At 31.3% G+C, this 17,483-nt stretch carries 18 protein-coding genes and 1 riboswitch; of the genes, 14 read left to right on the top strand and 4 right to left on the bottom strand.

All coding sequences use genetic code 11. The features are described 5' to 3' along the window. Nucleotides 1–142: 142 nt before the first annotated feature. Nucleotides 143–1,063: a ribonuclease Z gene (gene rnz / locus KA830_RS08885; RefSeq protein ID WP_064208927.1), complete on the top strand. Its 921-nt coding sequence runs from the start codon at nucleotides 143–145 to the stop codon at nucleotides 1,061–1,063. A 132-nt stretch (nucleotides 1,064–1,195) separates the two neighbouring features. Here rnz and proC read toward each other — a convergent pair whose 3' ends face one another. Continuing rightward, entirely contained in the window at nucleotides 1,196–2,011 is an 816-nt protein-coding gene (gene proC, locus KA830_RS08880) for a pyrroline-5-carboxylate reductase (RefSeq protein ID WP_064208928.1), read from the bottom strand. A gap of 145 nt (nucleotides 2,012–2,156) precedes the next feature. Here proC and KA830_RS08875 point away from each other — a divergent pair, with 145 nt between their 5' ends. Further along, nucleotides 2,157–2,915: an SDR family NAD(P)-dependent oxidoreductase gene (locus KA830_RS08875; RefSeq protein ID WP_204180139.1), complete on the top strand. Its 759-nt coding sequence runs from the start codon at nucleotides 2,157–2,159 to the stop codon at nucleotides 2,913–2,915. A 260-nt stretch (nucleotides 2,916–3,175) separates the two neighbouring features. On the opposite strand, the gene KA830_RS08870 is transcribed toward KA830_RS08875, so the two are convergent. Continuing rightward, nucleotides 3,176–4,090, bottom strand: a complete 915-nt coding sequence (locus tag KA830_RS08870; protein WP_046208208.1) for an aldo/keto reductase — start codon at nucleotides 4,088–4,090, stop codon at nucleotides 3,176–3,178. A 198-nt stretch (nucleotides 4,091–4,288) separates the two neighbouring features. Here KA830_RS08870 and KA830_RS08865 point away from each other — a divergent pair, with 198 nt between their 5' ends. The 3 genes from KA830_RS08865 (at nucleotide 4,289) to xerD (ending at nucleotide 6,306) form a co-directional block, all read left to right on the top strand. Next, a complete protein-coding gene (locus tag KA830_RS08865; protein ID WP_046208209.1) occupies nucleotides 4,289–4,831 on the top strand; it encodes an NUDIX hydrolase in 543 nt (180 codons plus the stop codon). A 104-nt stretch (nucleotides 4,832–4,935) separates the two neighbouring features. Next, nucleotides 4,936–5,382, top strand: a complete 447-nt coding sequence (gene fur, locus KA830_RS08860) for a ferric iron uptake transcriptional regulator (protein WP_019468360.1) — start codon at nucleotides 4,936–4,938, stop codon at nucleotides 5,380–5,382. 36 nt (nucleotides 5,383–5,418) lie between these two features. Then, entirely contained in the window at nucleotides 5,419–6,306 is an 888-nt protein-coding gene (xerD, locus tag KA830_RS08855) for a site-specific tyrosine recombinase XerD (RefSeq protein ID WP_064208929.1), read from the top strand. Between the two features lie 97 nt (nucleotides 6,307–6,403). Here the strand turns inward: xerD and KA830_RS08850 are convergent, their stop codons facing one another. Then, on the bottom strand, nucleotides 6,404–6,904 hold the full coding sequence (locus tag KA830_RS08850) for a DUF309 domain-containing protein (RefSeq protein WP_204180140.1): 501 nt from the start codon (nucleotides 6,902–6,904) through the stop codon (nucleotides 6,404–6,406). A gap of 91 nt (nucleotides 6,905–6,995) precedes the next feature. Between KA830_RS08850 and KA830_RS08845 the strand changes: the two genes are divergently transcribed. The 6 genes from KA830_RS08845 (at nucleotide 6,996) to KA830_RS08820 (ending at nucleotide 12,572) form a co-directional block, all read left to right on the top strand. Further along, entirely contained in the window at nucleotides 6,996–7,730 is a 735-nt protein-coding gene (locus KA830_RS08845; RefSeq protein WP_046208212.1) for a segregation and condensation protein A, read from the top strand. Continuing rightward, entirely contained in the window at nucleotides 7,714–8,262 is a 549-nt protein-coding gene (gene scpB / locus KA830_RS08840) for an SMC-Scp complex subunit ScpB (protein WP_080937836.1), read from the top strand. Before KA830_RS08845 ends, scpB begins: the two co-directional genes overlap by 17 nt. Next, entirely contained in the window at nucleotides 8,255–8,992 is a 738-nt protein-coding gene (locus KA830_RS08835; RefSeq protein WP_046208213.1) for a pseudouridine synthase, read from the top strand. The genes scpB and KA830_RS08835 overlap by 8 nt, the downstream gene beginning before the upstream one ends. Nucleotides 8,993–9,127: 135 nt before the next feature. Further along, nucleotides 9,128–9,853 (top strand): response regulator transcription factor, encoded by a 726-nt coding sequence (locus KA830_RS08830; RefSeq protein WP_046208214.1) that lies wholly within the window; start codon nucleotides 9,128–9,130, stop codon nucleotides 9,851–9,853. After that, nucleotides 9,837–11,609: an ATP-binding protein gene (locus KA830_RS08825; RefSeq protein ID WP_064208930.1), complete on the top strand. Its 1,773-nt coding sequence runs from the start codon at nucleotides 9,837–9,839 to the stop codon at nucleotides 11,607–11,609. Before KA830_RS08830 ends, KA830_RS08825 begins: the two co-directional genes overlap by 17 nt. A 216-nt stretch (nucleotides 11,610–11,825) precedes the next feature. Next, a riboswitch (FMN riboswitch) is annotated at nucleotides 11,826–11,962 on the top strand. A gap of 64 nt (nucleotides 11,963–12,026) precedes the next feature. Then, on the top strand, nucleotides 12,027–12,572 hold the full coding sequence (locus KA830_RS08820; RefSeq protein WP_046208216.1) for an ECF transporter S component: 546 nt from the start codon (nucleotides 12,027–12,029) through the stop codon (nucleotides 12,570–12,572). 484 nt (nucleotides 12,573–13,056) lie between these two features. Here KA830_RS08820 and KA830_RS08815 read toward each other — a convergent pair whose 3' ends face one another. Then, nucleotides 13,057–13,305, bottom strand: a complete 249-nt coding sequence (locus KA830_RS08815; RefSeq protein WP_019468351.1) for a ferredoxin — start codon at nucleotides 13,303–13,305, stop codon at nucleotides 13,057–13,059. Between the two features lie 109 nt (nucleotides 13,306–13,414). Here KA830_RS08815 and KA830_RS08810 point away from each other — a divergent pair, with 109 nt between their 5' ends. The 3 genes from KA830_RS08810 (at nucleotide 13,415) to KA830_RS08800 (ending at nucleotide 17,357) form a co-directional block, all read left to right on the top strand. Beyond that, nucleotides 13,415–14,380 carry a helix-turn-helix domain-containing protein gene (locus tag KA830_RS08810; protein ID WP_204180009.1) on the top strand — a complete coding sequence of 322 codons (966 nt, stop codon included), beginning with the start codon at nucleotides 13,415–13,417 and terminating at the stop codon, nucleotides 14,378–14,380. Then, nucleotides 14,367–15,746, top strand: a complete 1,380-nt coding sequence (locus KA830_RS08805; protein ID WP_204180010.1) for a RecQ family ATP-dependent DNA helicase — start codon at nucleotides 14,367–14,369, stop codon at nucleotides 15,744–15,746. Before KA830_RS08810 ends, KA830_RS08805 begins: the two co-directional genes overlap by 14 nt. A gap of 147 nt (nucleotides 15,747–15,893) precedes the next feature. Beyond that, nucleotides 15,894–17,357: a LysM peptidoglycan-binding domain-containing protein gene (locus KA830_RS08800; protein ID WP_204180011.1), complete on the top strand. Its 1,464-nt coding sequence runs from the start codon at nucleotides 15,894–15,896 to the stop codon at nucleotides 17,355–17,357. The last annotated feature ends 126 nt before the right edge of the window (nucleotides 17,358–17,483 follow it).

Genomic DNA, 17,483 nt, shown 5'->3' with positions numbered 1-17,483 from the left:
AACCTCAATTCTTTATTAAATCTGTATTTATTATAGACCAATATACCAGTATCTTCCCACAATTTTGCTTGTAATATCATATTTTATTATATTTTTAATACTTTTATATGATAAAATATGAACAAGAAGAGGAGGCATATGCATGGAAATTACGTTTTTTGGGACAAGTGCTGGTCTGCCAACTAAAGAAAGAAATACGCAAGCGATTGCATTAAATTTGGAACCATACTCTAACAGCATATGGCTTTTTGATGTTGGTGAGGGCACACAGCATCAAATTTTACATCATTCAATTAAATTAGGTAAAGTTGATCACATTTTTATCACGCATATGCACGGAGATCATATATTTGGCTTACCTGGCTTGCTAACAAGCCGATCTTTCCAAGGAGGTGAGGGTAAACCGCTTACGATTATTGGTCCCAAAGGTATTAAATCATATATAGAAACAACTTTAACTTTATCAGAATCAAAATTAAATTATCCTATTACCTATATTGAGATTGAGGAACAATTGTCCTATCAACACAATGGATTTAATGTTGAAGCACATATGTTAAATCATGGTATTCCTTCATTTGGATATAGAGTGGAAGCACCATATAAATCTGGTAAAATAAATGTTGAAGCACTTAGAAGCATCGGATTAGAACCCGGCCCTAAATATCAAGATGTAAAAAACAATGAAACATTTGAATATAAAGGTGAAATATACAACTCCAAGGACTTTAAAGACGACGCAGTTAAAGGTCCAGTAGTAGCAATATTTGGAGACACTATGCCTTGTAAAAACGAATTATTAATTGCACGTGATGCAAATATCATGGTACATGAAAGTACATATATAGAAGGAGATAAATCATTGGCTAATAGTTATCACCATAGTCATATTGATGATGTTTTTGAATTGATAAGAGAAGCCAATGTCGACTACAGTTTAATCACACATATCAGTAATCGTTATACTAAAGAAGAAGTATGTGAAATTAGTAAATCACTTAAACTTTTAAGTGATACACCACCATTTAATTTTGTTAATGACTTTGATGCTTGGCAATTTTAAAAATGAAAAGTGGGGCAGTTATCTAAAAATTGATGTATTCCAAAACGAGTCTTAATAATAAACTTTGGAAGTATTTTACAATTTAGATTACTGTCCCACTTATCTATAATAATTTAATTTTTTTAAAAGATATTAATCATTGTCTTGGTTGGATAATTCAATACTTCTATTAACTGCAGAACGTAAACAATCTTCGAATATAGCCTCTATATCATGATCTGCAAGTGCATTAAGTCCTGCTTGTGTTGTACCACCTTTAGAAGTGATATTTTTTCTTAACTGCTCCATACTCAATTCTGAACGTTCTATCATTTTACTCGTTCCTATAATTAAATTCCGAATCGATTCTTCTACTTGTGATTTTTCTAAACCTAAACGTGTACCTGCTGTAACATATTGCTCAAAGACATGGTATAAAAATGCTGGACCGCTTCCAGTAATCGCTGTTACTTGATGTAAATTATCTTCTGAAACTTCTATTGCAGAACCAAATGCATTTATTAAACTATCAACTTCTTCTTTTGATTTAGCGCCAAAATTATTGGAAAAGCTAATGCCAGTAACTGAATGTCCGACATGTGCATTTGTGTTTGGCATGATACGCGCAATTGGATTATTAGAAGCCAATTTTTCACGAATATAGCTAATCGGTAAACCAGCCATAATAGAAATGAATTTATTCTTTTCTGCAATATATGGTTTGATACGGTCTGCTAGCTCATCAAAATCATATGGTTTCGTTCCTAAGAATACATAATCTGCATCTTCTAACAATGCCGCATCATCATAGCTATAGTTCACACCTAACTCGTCAGCATATTCTTTTAATGCAACTTCATTCGAACGATTCGTTAAATAAATATTTTTAGAATCAATCACTTTTGAACTAACGATACCTGTAAAAATTGCATGCGCCATATTTCCGGCACCATAAAATACTAGTTTCATGTGAAGACTTCACTTCCTCTTTGCTTTTTATGTTTCCATACTAACATAGTTTTAAATTATGGCTAAGAATTTTTAAAGATCTATAGTAAAATATCATTTACACTCATATACTTAAACTATGAATTTAAAGCTAGGAGAATTTACTATGATAGGTAAACATTTTATATTAACAGGTGGTACAAGTGGATTAGGAAAAGCCATATTAAAAACATTATTAACTAAAAAAGTACATGTTACGGTAATTGCACGAAATCCAGAGAAATTAAAACAATTTAAAACACAATATAACACAGAACATCTTAATATCATTAAATGTGATTTACAATCACAACAGGAAATCATGGATTTAAAAAATTACTTTCAACATCAAACGATTGATGGACTCATCTATTGTTCTGGTCTTGGGTATTTTAAATCCATTGAAGACCATACATCTGTTGAAATGTTTGAAACATATAAGTTGAATGTATTGCATTTTAATCTATTAATGAAAGTTGTACAACCGGCTTTCTCTAAAAATCCAATTATCGTTGGTATAGGTAGTCAAGCTGCCTTTATAAGCCAAGGTTATGCTGCACATTATGGTGCAAGTAAAGCGGCTTTCAATCAATTATTAAATGCACTACGCATTGAAAAACCAAATTATCATATTATGACAGTTAATACAGGGCCAATAGCGACGCCATTCCATGAAAAAGCAGATCCATCAATGAAATTTGCTAAAAAATACAGAGATATAATGCTTGATCCCGAAAAACTAGCAAACCAAATTATCGAAGGTATAATTAGGCAAAAATTAGAAATTAATCAACCTAGATGGATGCATAATTTACTAAAAATTTATCAATTAATGCCACGCTTTATAGAAAAAAACCTCACTTCATTATTTAAAAACAAAAGGTAACGCTACTTCAAAAATGAGAAATTGTCATTTTGACAATAGCATTAAAATAGAAGATAGCAATAATGTTGTTACGGATAATTAAGCTTTTAATATAAAAACGTCAATTTCTATAAAATCACAATAGAAATTGACGTTTTGGCTTTGATTGAAGTTATTTATTTTTTAGCTTTCGGTCTTAGAAACAATCTCGTTTATACAATTAAAACTTTATGATTTTCAATTTTTCGCATACATACATATTGGAAACAAGTAAAAGAGATTTATTTTAAATGTTGGGTATACTCTAAATTTTTCACGCGCTCTTGTGCTGCTTTTAAAGCTTCTAAACTTATGTCTTTTGAACGTTGATAATTTTTTACATTTTCATCAAGTTGATCTGTACTACTTGCACCAACAATGATGGAACCTAAAGCATCATGAGACGTTAAATAATTAAACGTAAGTGCAGTTAAATTACTTTCTATTTCTTTTATGGATGCAATTGTTTCGCCGAGTTCTTGATAAGTATAGTCAAAAATACCTTCACTGAATTTTGAATCTAACACATTATTACTTTTAGCAGTTAATAATCCTTTAAACACTGGACCGCGAGCTAATACTTTAACTTTTTTAGCATGTACATCATCTAAAAGTTGTTCCGGTCTGTTATCAATTAAATTAAATTGAGACATTAGCGTTTCGATATCGCTATGTTTTAAATAGTAATCGATTACGTTAGGTCTTATTGAGGAGATACCGTAAGCACGGATAATACCTTCTTTCTTTAATTCATCGAAAGCGCTAATCGTTTCATCTATAGGATCATCAATTGTACCACCATGTAGCTGATATAAATCTAAATGATCTAAACCAAGTCTTTTCAATGAGCCTTTCACTGCTTCTTTAATATAAGATTTAGAAGGATCCCATGTTGTAGACCCATCTTCCGTTAAACGATTTCCTACTTTTGTGCCAATGATTATATCATCTCTATTTTGGTATTTCTTTAAAGTCTCACCAACGATTGTCTCATTTACACCTTTGTCATACATATCAGCTGTATCAAAATAAGTGATACCATGTTCAATTGCACGTTCTATGATAGGCTCTGCTTGCTTTTTATTTGTCCCAAGACTCATACAGCCTAAACCTAACTCTGAAATTTCTATACCGCTTTTCAAAACATTTTTTTGCATGTTTTATCTCCTTTCGATACACTTGGATAATAGGGCGTAGACGTAATAAAGTAAGTTGGATTTTTTCAATATTAACTATTCTATACAAAACAAAAATCAAACTCAATATGTGTTCATTCGCTATTCCCATAATAACTAACTAACTAATGAGTACATCTTAACAATATCTTAAACCAATTAAAAGGACAGTGATTATTTATGAACCTATTTGAAAAGACATTGCATAGCGCTTCTATTTATAAAGGAGCAATCATAGATTTAGAAGTCCACGATGTTGAACTACCCGATGGACAAACTTCTAAACGTGAATTAATATACCACAACGGTGCTGTCGCTGTTTGTCCAATTACACCTGATAATAAAGTGATATTAGTGAAACAATTTCGTAAAGCTTGCGAAAAACCACTATTAGAAATACCAGCAGGTAAATTAGAAAAAGACGAAGAACGTATATCCGCAGCTAAGCGTGAACTTGAGGAAGAAACTGGTTATATTGCAGATGAATTAGAACATATTACTGAAATGTATGGTTCACCTGGTTTCTCAAACGAAAAAATATCAATTTATATGGCAAAAAATTTAACAAAAGGTGAAATGCATTTAGATGAAGATGAATTTTTAGAAATAGCATATTTTGATATAAATGAAATTAAAACATTATTAGATAATAAAGAATTGGAAGATGCAAAAACCATTATTGCTTTACAACATTTACTACTTAATTATAATCATTATAAATAAGAGGCGAGAATACTTGCGAATTTTATCAATTATTGGTATTTTAAATATATATATCATAACTAAATTAAAATGATTATAATTATTAGTAGGGGAGTGAGGCTTCCGTGGAAGAACGATTAAATCGCGTGAAGCAACAATTACAGCAATCATCTTATAAATTGACGCCACAACGTGAGGCAACATTGAGAGTTTTAATTGAAAATGAAAAAGATCATTTAAGTGCTGAAGATGTTTATTTAAAAGTTAAAGACAAAGCACCTGAAATAGGACTTGCAACTGTCTATCGTACTTTAGAATTGCTAGCAGAATTAAAGGTAGTGGATAAAATAAACTTTGGTGATGGTGTTGCACGATTCGATTTAAGAAAAGAAGGAGCAAAACATTTTCACCACCATCTTGTGTGTATGGAATGTGGTAAAGTAGAAGAAATCGAAGAAGACTTATTACCTCGCGTAGAGGAAAGAGTAGAAAATGAATTTGAATTTAAAATATTAGACCATCGTTTAACATTCCATGGTATTTGTGCATCGTGCCAAGCAAAAGGAAAATAATTTAAAAAATACTATTTCAGAAACAGAGGTAGTACAGTGAAAAATATTATAGATGAATATTTGAAATTTATACAATTAGAAAAAGGATTAAGTGTAAATACAATTGGTGCATATCGAAGAGATTTAAAAAAATATGATGAATTTTTAACATTACACAAAATTAGTCATATTGATTTTGTAGATAGACAACTTATTCAAGAATGTTTGGGTCACTTACATGATGAAGGTGCATCTTCAAAATCGTTAGCACGCTTCATTTCCACTATCCGCAGTTTTCATCAGTTTGCATTAAGAGAAAAATATGCAGCAAAAGATCCAACAGTATTAATAGAAACGCCGAAATATGATCGTAAATTACCAGATGTTTTAGAAATAGATGAAGTACTTAGACTATTAGAAACCCCTGATTTATCCAAAAATAACGGATATAGAGATCGCACGATGTTAGAATTACTTTATGCCACTGGCATGCGTGTGTCAGAACTGATTCAAATAGAGTTAGAAGATGTTAATTTAATTATGGGCTTTATACGTGTTTTTGGTAAGGGAAATAAAGAAAGAATTGTGCCATTAGGAGATACAGTGATTGAATACTTAAATACTTATTTGGAAACAGTAAGACCACAATTATTAAAAAACACGGTAACTGACACACTCTTTTTAAATATGCACGGTAAACCTTTATCAAGACAAGCCATATGGAAGATGATTAAACAAAATGGTATCAAAGCAAATATACTAAAAACTTTAACACCACATACATTAAGACATTCATTTGCCACACATTTACTCGAAAATGGAGCAGATTTACGTGCAGTACAAGAAATGCTCGGCCATTCTGACATATCTACAACACAATTGTATACACATGTTTCAAAATCACAAATTCGTAAAATGTATAATGAATTTCATCCAAGAGCATAAACACAGCCTGGTTTATTCTATTGAATAACTAGACTGTGTTTTTTATTGTAGTTACATTATTTAAATAAATATATTCATATAAGATTAATGCTTATATTCATTTGTTTCGAGCTTGTAGAGCGCGTTTTCTTGCTGCTTCGACTTCAGTTCTATCTCTTTTTAAATGGTGGTCAATGATATAATCATCTTCAATTTTATAATATGTCATCGCATAATGCGGGTATTGTTGTAATATAACTTGCTCCATTGTCGCAGTTAATGGGAGATGAATAGGCTCGAAAGATTTCTCCTTCTTTGTAGCATTAATTAATTCGACTAATAGCGCTTTATACGCTTCTATATCGAGTCCAATATTAATTGCTGAGTCGTACTTTTCTATTACTTTTAATGCCTTACCAAACGATTTATAGGCACCTACATAATTATGTCTACGGTAATGATAAGCGCCAGTTGCAGTCAATATAAGACTTACAACAGCATCTCCTTTATTGTAATTTGGGTTTGTTTTCCAAGCGTCTTCTAAAATATCGTGACAAAGAAAGTAATGTTGCTTTGTATGGAATTGGAAATAAAAATCTTGAAGTGCAATTTTTAACATGTTTATCGCTCCGATTTTAAATGTTTGTATTAAACATGCTATAATATTTTAGTGAATTACGCACTTAACTTGCTAATATGAGGTAGATAAAATGTATGAAGTAAAACTCGATGCCTTTAATGGTCCTTTAGATTTATTATTGCATCTTATTCAAAAATTTGAAATTGATATTTATGATATACCAATGAAATCTTTAACAGAACAGTATATGCAATATATTCATGCGATGAGTCAATTAGAAATTAATGTGGCAAGTGAATATTTAGTTATGGCATCAGAATTACTAATGATAAAAAGCAAAATGCTTTTGCCTCATTCAGATGAAGTTGACGATTTAGAAGATGACCCACGTGAAAATTTGGTTGAGCGATTAATTGAATATCAAAACTATAAAGAATATACAGTGCTATTAAACGAAAAAAGAGCAGAAAGAGAGAAGTATTATTCTAAACACCCAACGGATTTAACACATTTAGAGTCAAATGAAACTTGGGACCCTAATAATACGATTGATTTAACAGAACTCATCATTGCTTATCAAAAAGTGAAAAATCGTGTGGAATACCAAACACCCAAAACCGTTGATATTCGAAAAGAAACGTTCACAATACAAGAAGCTACTACACAAGTAACTCAACGTTTGCAAAAACATGAATCATTCAACTTTTTTAGTTTATTTAATTTTACTGAACCACTGGAAATGGTAGTCACTCATTTCCTCGCCATACTAGAAATGTCGAAATCTGGAATAGTAAATATTGAACAACAAAAAAGTTTTGACGATATTAATATTTTAAGAGGAGTTAATTATGGCATTGAACGATAAAGGAATCCTAGAAGCATTACTTTATACTGCAGGTGATGAAGGACTTGAAGAAAAGCAAATACTAGAAATTTTAGACATTGACCAACATCGTTTTCATACATTAATCAATGAATATGACGCTTGTGGCTTAGAGATCCAACATTATGGTAAAAATTATGTCTTAACCACCAAAAAAGATGCGTCAGAATTTATTGAGAAGTTAATTGAACAAAAATCAAAAATGAAATTATCACAAGCAGCTATGGAAGCTTTATCGATAATCGCATACAATCAGCCATTATCTCGTAGTGATATTGAATTGATTAGAGGTATAAATTCGGACGGAGCCGTCAAAACCTTGATAGCACGAGGTTTAATTGAAGCCAAAGATGAGGAAGATTCTAGAAGCCAACAATTATATACAACAGAACTATTCTTAAATGTATTTGGTATTGAACAATTAGATGATTTACCAACTACGGATGAAGAAGATGAGGAAATAGAAGCCTTCTTCAGTAATTTAGTAAATCAAAAAGGAGAAAAAAATGAATAAAGAAACAGAAAGATTACAAAAACGTATCGCAAATAGTGGCTATACTTCAAGACGTAAAGCGGAAACATTAATTACAGAAGGTAAAGTGAAAGTAAACGGTGAAATCAAAACAGAATTAGGTACTAAAGTAAAACCAACGGATACAGTAGAAGTTGAAGGCATTAAATTAGAACAAGAAGACAAACTATATATTCTTTTCTATAAACCTTCACAAGTTATCACTAGCGTTTCTGATGACAAAGGTAGAAAGGTCGTTACTGATTATTTCAAACAAATTAAGACAAGAATATACCCTGTAGGACGCTTAGATTATGATACATCAGGGCTACTTTTACTTACCAATGATGGTGAATTCACTAACTTAATGACACATCCACGTTATAAAATCAAAAAGAAATATGTTGTTAAATTAAAAGGGTATCTCATGCGTGAAGAAGTTAAAGCATTAGAACAAGGCATTAATTTAGAAGATGGGCAAACGCAACCTGCGACAGTTAAAGTTAAAAACCAAGATAAAGATAAAAATACGACACTTGTAGAAATTACAATAACTGAAGGTCGCAATAGACAAGTTAGACGCATGTTTGAATATTTTGGGCATCAAGTATCAAAATTACAACGCATAGAATTTGGACCGTTAAATTTGAAAGGACTCAATGCTGGCGAAGGCCGAGTACTTACACCGCATGAAGTAAAAATATTACGTCAAATTGCAGAACACGGACAATAATTATGACATTCCTTTAACAAAATCCTGATATTGATAATTTTTTCACAAACTTTTCATTCATAAACACTTTTATAGCTCAACCTATGATATAATATGGTTGAAATTGAAGTTAGCAGTGTGGGAGGGTACGAACCTATGTCAAACGAAATACTTATCGTTGATGATGAAGATAGAATCAGACGATTATTAAAATTGTACTTAGAAAGAGAATCTTTTGAAACTCATGAAGCTAGAGATGGACAAGAAGCATACAAAATGGCAATGGAACATGATTATGCATGTATCTTGTTAGATTTAATGTTGCCAGAAATGGATGGCATTACTGTAGCAGCTAGACTCAGAGAACAGAAAGAAACACCAATTATTATGTTAACTGCTAAAGGAGAAGAGACAAACCGCGTAGAAGGTTTCGAATCCGGTGCAGATGATTATATTGTAAAACCATTTTCACCACGTGAAGTGGTCTTACGTGTCAAAGCGCTATTAAGACGAACTCAAGTTGCACATACAGAACAAAGTGAACCACATGCACGAGATTTAATAGAATTTGAACATCTTGTGATTGATAATGATGCTCATCGCGTGCTAGCTGATGGCAACCAAGTAAACTTAACGCCAAAAGAATATGAACTTTTAATCTTTTTAGCAAAAACGCCAAATAAAGTCTTTGATCGTGAGCAACTATTAAAAGAAGTATGGCATTATGAATTTTATGGAGATTTGCGTACTGTTGATACACATGTAAAACGTTTAAGAGAGAAATTAAATCGCGTTTCTGATGAAGCTGCCCAAATGATTCAAACAGTTTGGGGCGTTGGCTATAAATTCGAGGTTAAATCTGAAAATGAACCGCCTCAATAATGTAGTAGTAAAACTGTGGTTAACTATAATTTTTATAGTAACGACAGTTTTAATTTTATTAAGTGCAGCACTTATAACGTTTATACAATCTTACTTTACGCAAGAAACAGAAGATTCATTACTTGAAGATGCTAAAAGAATCAGTCATTTAGTTGAGCATTCAGAAGATAAAACGACTGCCATAAAGCATAGTAAGTCTCTTATCGAGGGTCCAGTGGGGCTTATTATCATGAATCATAAACACATGGATAGCGTCAATAATGATGAGACAAAAGAAAAGATGTTCAAAGAAATAAAAAGTAATAAAAACTACGAAAAAGTGTTCGATAAAGGAAAGCAGATATCTGAGCACGTGACAATAGATATAAATAAACAGCAAAAAACTTATGTTTTAATAGGTTATCCATCAAAAAATTTAGAATCGAGTGCACATAATAGTAAATATAGTGGTGTTTTTATCTATCAAGATTTGAAAACGATAGAAGATACCAATAATGTGATTACAGTCATTATTTTAATTATTGCTATAATCTTTTTATCTATTACTACTGTGTTTGCCTTTTTCTTATCATCTCGAATTACAAAACCACTAAGAAATTTAAGGACTCAAGCATTAAAAGTTTCTAAAGGAGACTATACACAAGTAGTTCCTGTTAATTCTCGAGATGAAATTGGTGAGTTATCACGTGCTTTTAACACGATGAGTTCGGAAATACAACAACACATCGACGCATTATCCTCATCAAAAAATATCAGAGATAGTTTAATAAACTCTATGGTTGAAGGTGTTCTAGGTTTTAATGATAAACAAGAAATAATTATATCAAACAAGATGGCACAAAATATTTTGAAAATATTGGATGCACACGATTTAGACAAGCTTGATCGTCAAAATGAATTAACATTTAAATCCAAAAAAACACAATTCGAAGAATATGAAATTAGCACACGCTATTTTGTCATTATTACAAGTTATATTGAACAAATTCAGCCTGATGGCAGAAGTGGTATTGTAGCTATTATTCGTGACATGACCAATGAACATAATATTGATCAAATGAAAAAAGATTTTATTGCTAATGTATCACATGAATTGCGTACACCTATTTCTTTGCTACAAGGATATACAGAGTCGATAGTGGATGGTATTGTAACAGAGCCAGACGAAATACATGAATCATTGTCTATTGTCCTTGATGAAACAAAACGTTTAAATCGATTAGTAAATGAGTTGCTCAATGTTGCACGTATGGATGCTGAAGGGCTAACTGTAGAGAAAGTGAAACAGCCAATTGATCCATTGCTTAATAGAATGCAACAAAAATACCAGAAACAAGCAAATGACTTAAAGTTAACGATGAATTTAAATCCAAATACACACAATCAATTATGGTATTTCGACACCGATAGAATTGAACAGGTTTTAACTAATCTTATAGATAATGCTACTAGATATACAGAACCTGGTGATTTAATATCGATTAGTTATGGAGAGTCAGAAAATGAAAATATTTTATACATTTCAGACACAGGATCTGGTATTGCTCCAGAACATTTACAACAAGTATTTGATCGTTTCTATAAAGTCGACACTGCTCGTAAACGAGGTAAACAAGGTACTGGGTTAGGTCTGTTTATCTGTCGTATGATTATTGATGAACATGGAGGTACGATAGACGTCAAAAGTGAGCTTGGCAAAGGCACAACATTTATAATTAAATTACCAAAACCAACAGAAGAATATGAAGATACATGACTATTAAAGTAATCATAGAGAGTGAAATGTAATTTAATTTATAATCTTAATGTAAATCAAGCATGTGTGTTCTATAAATGACGAGATTGAGAGTCAATACATTACTATTGATTTTCAATCTCGTCTTTTTCATAAATTATGTAATTTACTTAGCATAAGCAGGTCTATTGTTTTTATCTGAGTAATAGGCTATGATATATTTATAAAATTTAAGAAATTCATCTTCGGGGTAGGGTGTAATTCCCAACCGGCAGTAATTGAAGCCTGCGACCCATTTATCTATTAAAAAGATAAATGGCTGATCTAGTGTAATTCTAGAGCCGACAGTATAGTCTGGATGGGAGAAGATGGAGGGTTTTTGTTGTGCAATTAAATCCTCCTTTTCTAAGTAAGATGAATGGAAGGAGATAATTGAATATGCAACAACAAACCAAGCGACTTATTACGATAAGTATGTTAAGTGCGGTGTCATTTATTTTGATGTTTATCAAATTTCCAATCCCATTTTTACCACCGTATTTAACATTAGACTTTAGTGATATTCCAGCTCTATTAGCAACTTTTAGTTTAGGACCAGTAGCTGGTATTATTATATTATTTATAAAAAATTTACTTAATTTCTTATTTAATATAGGGGATCCAGTTGGACCAATTGCTAATTTCTTAGCTGGCGCTAGTTTTATTTTAAGTGCCTTTTATATAATTAAAAATAATCATACAGTCAAAACACAAATCATTGGATTTACGATAGCGACGATTGTTATGACGATTGTTCTAAGTATTTTAAATTATTTTGTTTTATTACCACTTTATGGGATGATTATGAATTTATCAAATGTAGTTGAAAATATAAAAATTGTGATAGTTTCAGGTGTTATACCTTTTAATATAGTAAAAGGTATAATAATTTCTTTAATATTTATGTTATTATTCAAACGTTTAAAAAAGATTTTACTTAGATAATTTTTAATTAATTAGCTTATACAACGAATATGAAAAAATGGACACGCAATAATAAAAGAAGCTGAGACAATTTATTTTCTTTTATTATTGAAAACTTTTGCTAAAGTTGAAAGTGAAGTTGCTTATCATTATTTTTGTACTTAAACGCATCTTTTAAAATAGTTTTTTAACTTGTTAACACTTAATGGAATGATATAAGCACAAGATTATAGAATCGAGTCATATCTCCAGACGAGTGAACAACCTGGTCGAATTTGTCGAATTTTAAAATTTAAAATGACCAAGCTATTTCATATGGATTAGTCATTTATTTTGATTGTGAGATTTACATGCTATATCTCAACTTGCTTTATTTTCATACTACAATTAATAAATGATTATTTTTCATAAAATAAGAGCTCAGATTTTTCATTAAAACAATGAATATACTGAGCTTTTATAAATTCATTTCATGCAAAAATGAATATCTATTTGATTAATTTTATTATTCAAATTTTAGAGGGTCTCCGTCAAAAGATTCCTCTTCAATTTTAATAGAATCTGTAGGACAACCTTCTAAAGCATCTTCCATGTCTTCATATAATTCTTCTGGTACTTCCGCAGTACCTTGGTTATCATCTAGTATAACGTATGCGATACCTTCATCGTCGTAATCATATATATCAGGAGCAGCAGCACCGCAAGCACCACATGCAATGCATGTATCCATATCAACAATTGTATATTTAGCCAAACTCTTCGCCTCCTTTAACAAACATGCTACACTAATAACACAATTAGTATTGTAGTTACTGTTTAAAATTTTATCAAATGTTTTTGTTTTATAAAATGAGGGAGCACACATGTATAATTTAATTCGCTTTACACGAATGCAAGCACATAAATACAAAACAGAAAAAAGCATATATAATATTATCACAGGCAAAAAATCCCATCAAACCTTTTTTGACGCCTGTAGTCAACAACTATTATCATTGTATCATAGCTTACCAAACTTAAAATATCCATCATTTGTTGGATATATTCAAAATGGACAACAGGATGTTGATGGTACGCGATTAATTCGTACACATCCAAGGTATACATATGATAGTTTATTAAACACCTTTAAGGCACTTCAATTATTAACCCAAACAATTTCGAATATTTCACATGATTCATTACATTTTGTGCCTATTACACACAACAATACAATTCAACATAGAGTTAAAAAAGTATATAACAGTGCTAAAAATAAGAATATATCTTGCAAATTAAATAAAGAATTAAATCTTCTTTTCTCTTCAATTTCTGAAAAAAATAGTAAAACGTATTTGCACTATTATTTACAAGGTTATAAAGAAAGTATGTATACAAGACAACAAGTCAGCTTAATAGAAAATATTTCGCAACAACAATTGTTCGAACTAGAAATGAATGAATTAGTAATCATGATGTTTGAATTGGAAAATGCGATTAAATATCCTATTTTAAATCAATTAATTATTTTACCAACGTTGCTTTTTAAAACAGAGGAAACTTACATAGGTATTAAAAAAGGTCTCAGCTTTAACGAATTAGCTAAGACACAAAATGTAAAATCAAACACAATTGAAGATCATATTCTAGAATTATTTATAAAAGGGTATCTTTCACAATACGATGTATTTATAAATGATAATTCATATTCGCAGTTTCTAAGTTACTATGTAGAAAATCGCAGCGAAAGATTAAGAAATTACAAAGAGAAATTTCCAAAATTAAATTACTTTGAAATTAAACTATTAATCATCGGTGTTGAAAGAGGTGATTTAAATGTTACATCATGAATTAAAAAAATGGTTTGGTTTTGATTCATTTAAGCCTGGACAACAGGAAATTATAGAGCATGTATTAAATGATGAAAATACTTTGGGTATATTGCCGACTGGTAGTGGAAAAAGTTTATGTTATCAATTACCAACCTATATCAAACAAAAGCCCACCCTTATCATCTCACCGTTAATATCCTTAATGGATGATCAAGTTATGCAATTAAAACTACAAGGCGAGCATTACGTTTCATGCATCCATTCCGGATTAGATGAAAATGAAAAAAAACAAAATTTACAATACTTAAAGCATAGTCGTTTTATATTTTTAAGTCCCGAATTTTTGTTGCAACCACATAATTTTAAACTTATACAACATCTAGATTTAGGTTTAATCGTTTTAGATGAAGCCCACTGCTTATCTGAATGGGGTTATGATTTCAGACCACACTATGCACTTGTAGGGAAAATCATCAATTATTTTCCTAAAGCCAATATACTTGCTTTGACTGCCACAGCACCACCTTATTTAACATATGATTTAAATCACATGCTAAATAAAACATTTACTGTTGTGAAAACAACGACGAATAGAGAAAATATTACATTGTCACACATAAATTTCGAAAATGATCATGAAAAGTTAAAATGGTTACTTCCAACGTTAGAACAATCAGGTCCAACTATTATCTATGTTTCATCAAAAAAAATGTGCCTAACTTTAGCAAAGGCAATTTATCAATATGGTTTTTTAACTGGGATATACCATGGTGACTTAACCTATCAGGAAAGACATACTGTACAGCATCAATTTATAAATAATGAAATACCAATTATTGTTGCAACAAGTGCTTTTGGAATGGGGATAAATAAAAAAGATATACGAACCATCATACATTTTCATCTAGCCACAAGTCCATCAAGTTATATGCAAGAAATTGGTCGTGCAGGACGTGATGGCTACTCTAGCCAAGCCATCAGTCTTTACCAACCAGATGATAGTTATCTATTAGAAACGTTATTGTTTGCAGATATAATTACTGAAGAAGATGTGAACACATTTGAATTAGGTATGTTTTTACCACCTGAAAAAAATGAAATATTAGAGGTTCTAAGTAGTAATTTTAAAATTGAACAATTGCGTACTATTTTCAAAACAGCATTTGAAAGAAAACAACGCGGTTATTATCGAATGTTAGGTTATAAAAATTTAGACCAATGTCGTAGGTCATATATGGTAGAGTTTTTCGGTGAAAATCTATCAACAAAACCAACACAGTGCTGTGATAATGACACAGAATTAAAACCAATTAATATTATTAATAGAAAAAAAGAAAAAAGAAAAATGGATTTTAAAGAAAAATTACGAAATATATTCAAATAAAAGATAAATACTTTACTTCACTTTTTCAATCAAGCTATAATACTAGATATACGCTAAATTTTTATTTGTTTTTCATATAAAATTAATACATATATACTGGCTTTTAGGGTAAAACAGTATATACTAAAATTAAATGATGGAAGGATGATGAATTTGTCTAATAATAATTTCAAAGATGATTTTGAGAAAAATCGTCAATCTATTGATCCAAAAGAACATCGAGATGATGTAAAGGATTCTGTTAACGATTCCGTTGACAATGTAAAAGAGGAAGTTTCTGATAAACAAGACGAACAATTCCCTCCAAGAAATGCCCAAAGAAGACAACGTAGAAGAGATACTGCAACACATCAAAATGAAGGAAATGAATCAACTGTTGATGAGAAAAATGATACATCAAGTCAACAAGACAGTAAGCAACAACAGGAAACACATTCATCATCCAAGACGGTTGGGGATGAAACCAATAAAAATCAAGACCCTTCAGAAAATAACAATATTAATCAAAATAGAAGTGAAAAAGATCACGACATTTCTGAAGATAACCAATCTGAAGATAAAAATGATAAGAAAAAAGGCGCTGCCGTAGCTGGCGGAGCAGCCGCAACTGGTGCAGGTGCATATGCCGCAAAAAAACACCATGACAAGAAAGATGATTCTGATCATGCTAAAGATAACAATGCATCCTCAGACGATAACGAAAAAAGTGATGCTGCTACAGGCGTAGGTGCTAATAATAAAAATCAACATACTGAAGAAGCTAATTCTGAAAAAAGTAATGATTCAAAAGACAACAAGAAAAAAGGCGCTGCCGTAGCTGGCGGAGCAGCCGCAGCTGGTGCAGGTGCCGCTGGAGCAAGTGCTGCGCATTCGAATGGAAATGGCTCCGGTGGAAATAATGGTAACGGCGATCACAACAACGACCCTAATGATGATAACAACAATAACAAGAAAAAAGGCGGCTTATTTGGAAAAATATTACCAATCGTAGCAGCAATTTTAATTTTAGCAGCAATCGGAATTTTTGCTGGTATGGCATTAACTGGCAACAATGATGATAGTAGTAATAACGACGATAAAAAGGTAGCGGACAACAAAGATAAAAAATCTGACTCAGATTCAGACAAGGACAGCAAGAAAGATTCAGACAAAAACAAAGACGATGATAGTGATAAAGCAAATACAAATAATGACGATAACGCTGAATCAGATAGTAATGATAATTCAAATCAAAGCGATTCTAATTCTGACGATGCAGCTACTAGCGATCAAAATCAAGCTACTGAATCTGATCAAAATAACCAAAGTGATCAAAATGCACAGAACAGTCAAAATGATCAATCACAACAAAATAATCAAGCTACGAATCAAGGTAATGATTCAGCAAACCAAGGTCAAGCAACTAACAGCCAAAACAATCAACAAAACAACCAAGCTTCAAACAACAATTCAGGACAACAAACACATACTGTAAATGGTCAAAATCTTTACAGAATAGCCATCCAATACTATGGAAGCGGATCTCCTGAAAATGTAGAAAAAATCAGAAAAGCAAATGGATTACAAGGTAATGATATTCATAACGGACAACAATTAGTTATTCCTCAATAAAACATTCATCTTTAACAAATAAAATGAAGCTTGATTATCGAGCCTGTTCCTAAAAAAGGACTAATCCATAACATGATATGCTCCCTACAAAGTAGACATTTAAAAAAGTAAACTTTGTAGGGAGCT

Source organism: Staphylococcus sp. GDY8P119P, assembly GCF_017892075.1.
Taxonomy (GTDB): Bacteria; Bacillota; Bacilli; order Staphylococcales; family Staphylococcaceae; genus Staphylococcus; species Staphylococcus ureilyticus.
Note: the sequence above shows the minus strand (reverse complement) of the source record. Positions and strands in the feature narration are given on the sequence as shown.

Excerpts from the sequence above, each read along its gene's own strand:
- rnz (WP_064208927.1), top strand. The coding sequence starts at position 143 with ATGGAAATTACGTTTTTTGGGACAAGTGCTGGTCTGCCAACTAAAGAA.
- proC (WP_064208928.1), bottom strand. The coding sequence starts at position 2,011 with ATGAAACTAGTATTTTATGGTGCCGGAAATATGGCGCATGCAATTTTT.
- KA830_RS08875 (WP_204180139.1), top strand. The coding sequence starts at position 2,157 with ATGATAGGTAAACATTTTATATTAACAGGTGGTACAAGTGGATTAGGA.
- KA830_RS08870 (WP_046208208.1), bottom strand. The coding sequence starts at position 4,090 with ATGCAAAAAAATGTTTTGAAAAGCGGTATAGAAATTTCAGAGTTAGGT.
- KA830_RS08865 (WP_046208209.1), top strand. The coding sequence starts at position 4,289 with ATGAACCTATTTGAAAAGACATTGCATAGCGCTTCTATTTATAAAGGA.
- KA830_RS08850 (WP_204180140.1), bottom strand. The coding sequence starts at position 6,904 with ATGTTAAAAATTGCACTTCAAGATTTTTATTTCCAATTCCATACAAAG.
- KA830_RS08845 (WP_046208212.1), top strand. The coding sequence starts at position 6,996 with ATGTATGAAGTAAAACTCGATGCCTTTAATGGTCCTTTAGATTTATTA.
- scpB (WP_080937836.1), top strand. The coding sequence starts at position 7,714 with ATGGCATTGAACGATAAAGGAATCCTAGAAGCATTACTTTATACTGCA.
- KA830_RS08835 (WP_046208213.1), top strand. The coding sequence starts at position 8,255 with ATGAATAAAGAAACAGAAAGATTACAAAAACGTATCGCAAATAGTGGC.
- KA830_RS08830 (WP_046208214.1), top strand. The coding sequence starts at position 9,128 with ATGTCAAACGAAATACTTATCGTTGATGATGAAGATAGAATCAGACGA.
- KA830_RS08825 (WP_064208930.1), top strand. The coding sequence starts at position 9,837 with ATGAACCGCCTCAATAATGTAGTAGTAAAACTGTGGTTAACTATAATT.
- KA830_RS08820 (WP_046208216.1), top strand. The coding sequence starts at position 12,027 with ATGCAACAACAAACCAAGCGACTTATTACGATAAGTATGTTAAGTGCG.
- KA830_RS08810 (WP_204180009.1), top strand. The coding sequence starts at position 13,415 with ATGTATAATTTAATTCGCTTTACACGAATGCAAGCACATAAATACAAA.
- KA830_RS08805 (WP_204180010.1), top strand. The coding sequence starts at position 14,367 with ATGTTACATCATGAATTAAAAAAATGGTTTGGTTTTGATTCATTTAAG.
- KA830_RS08800 (WP_204180011.1), top strand. The coding sequence starts at position 15,894 with ATGAATTTGTCTAATAATAATTTCAAAGATGATTTTGAGAAAAATCGT.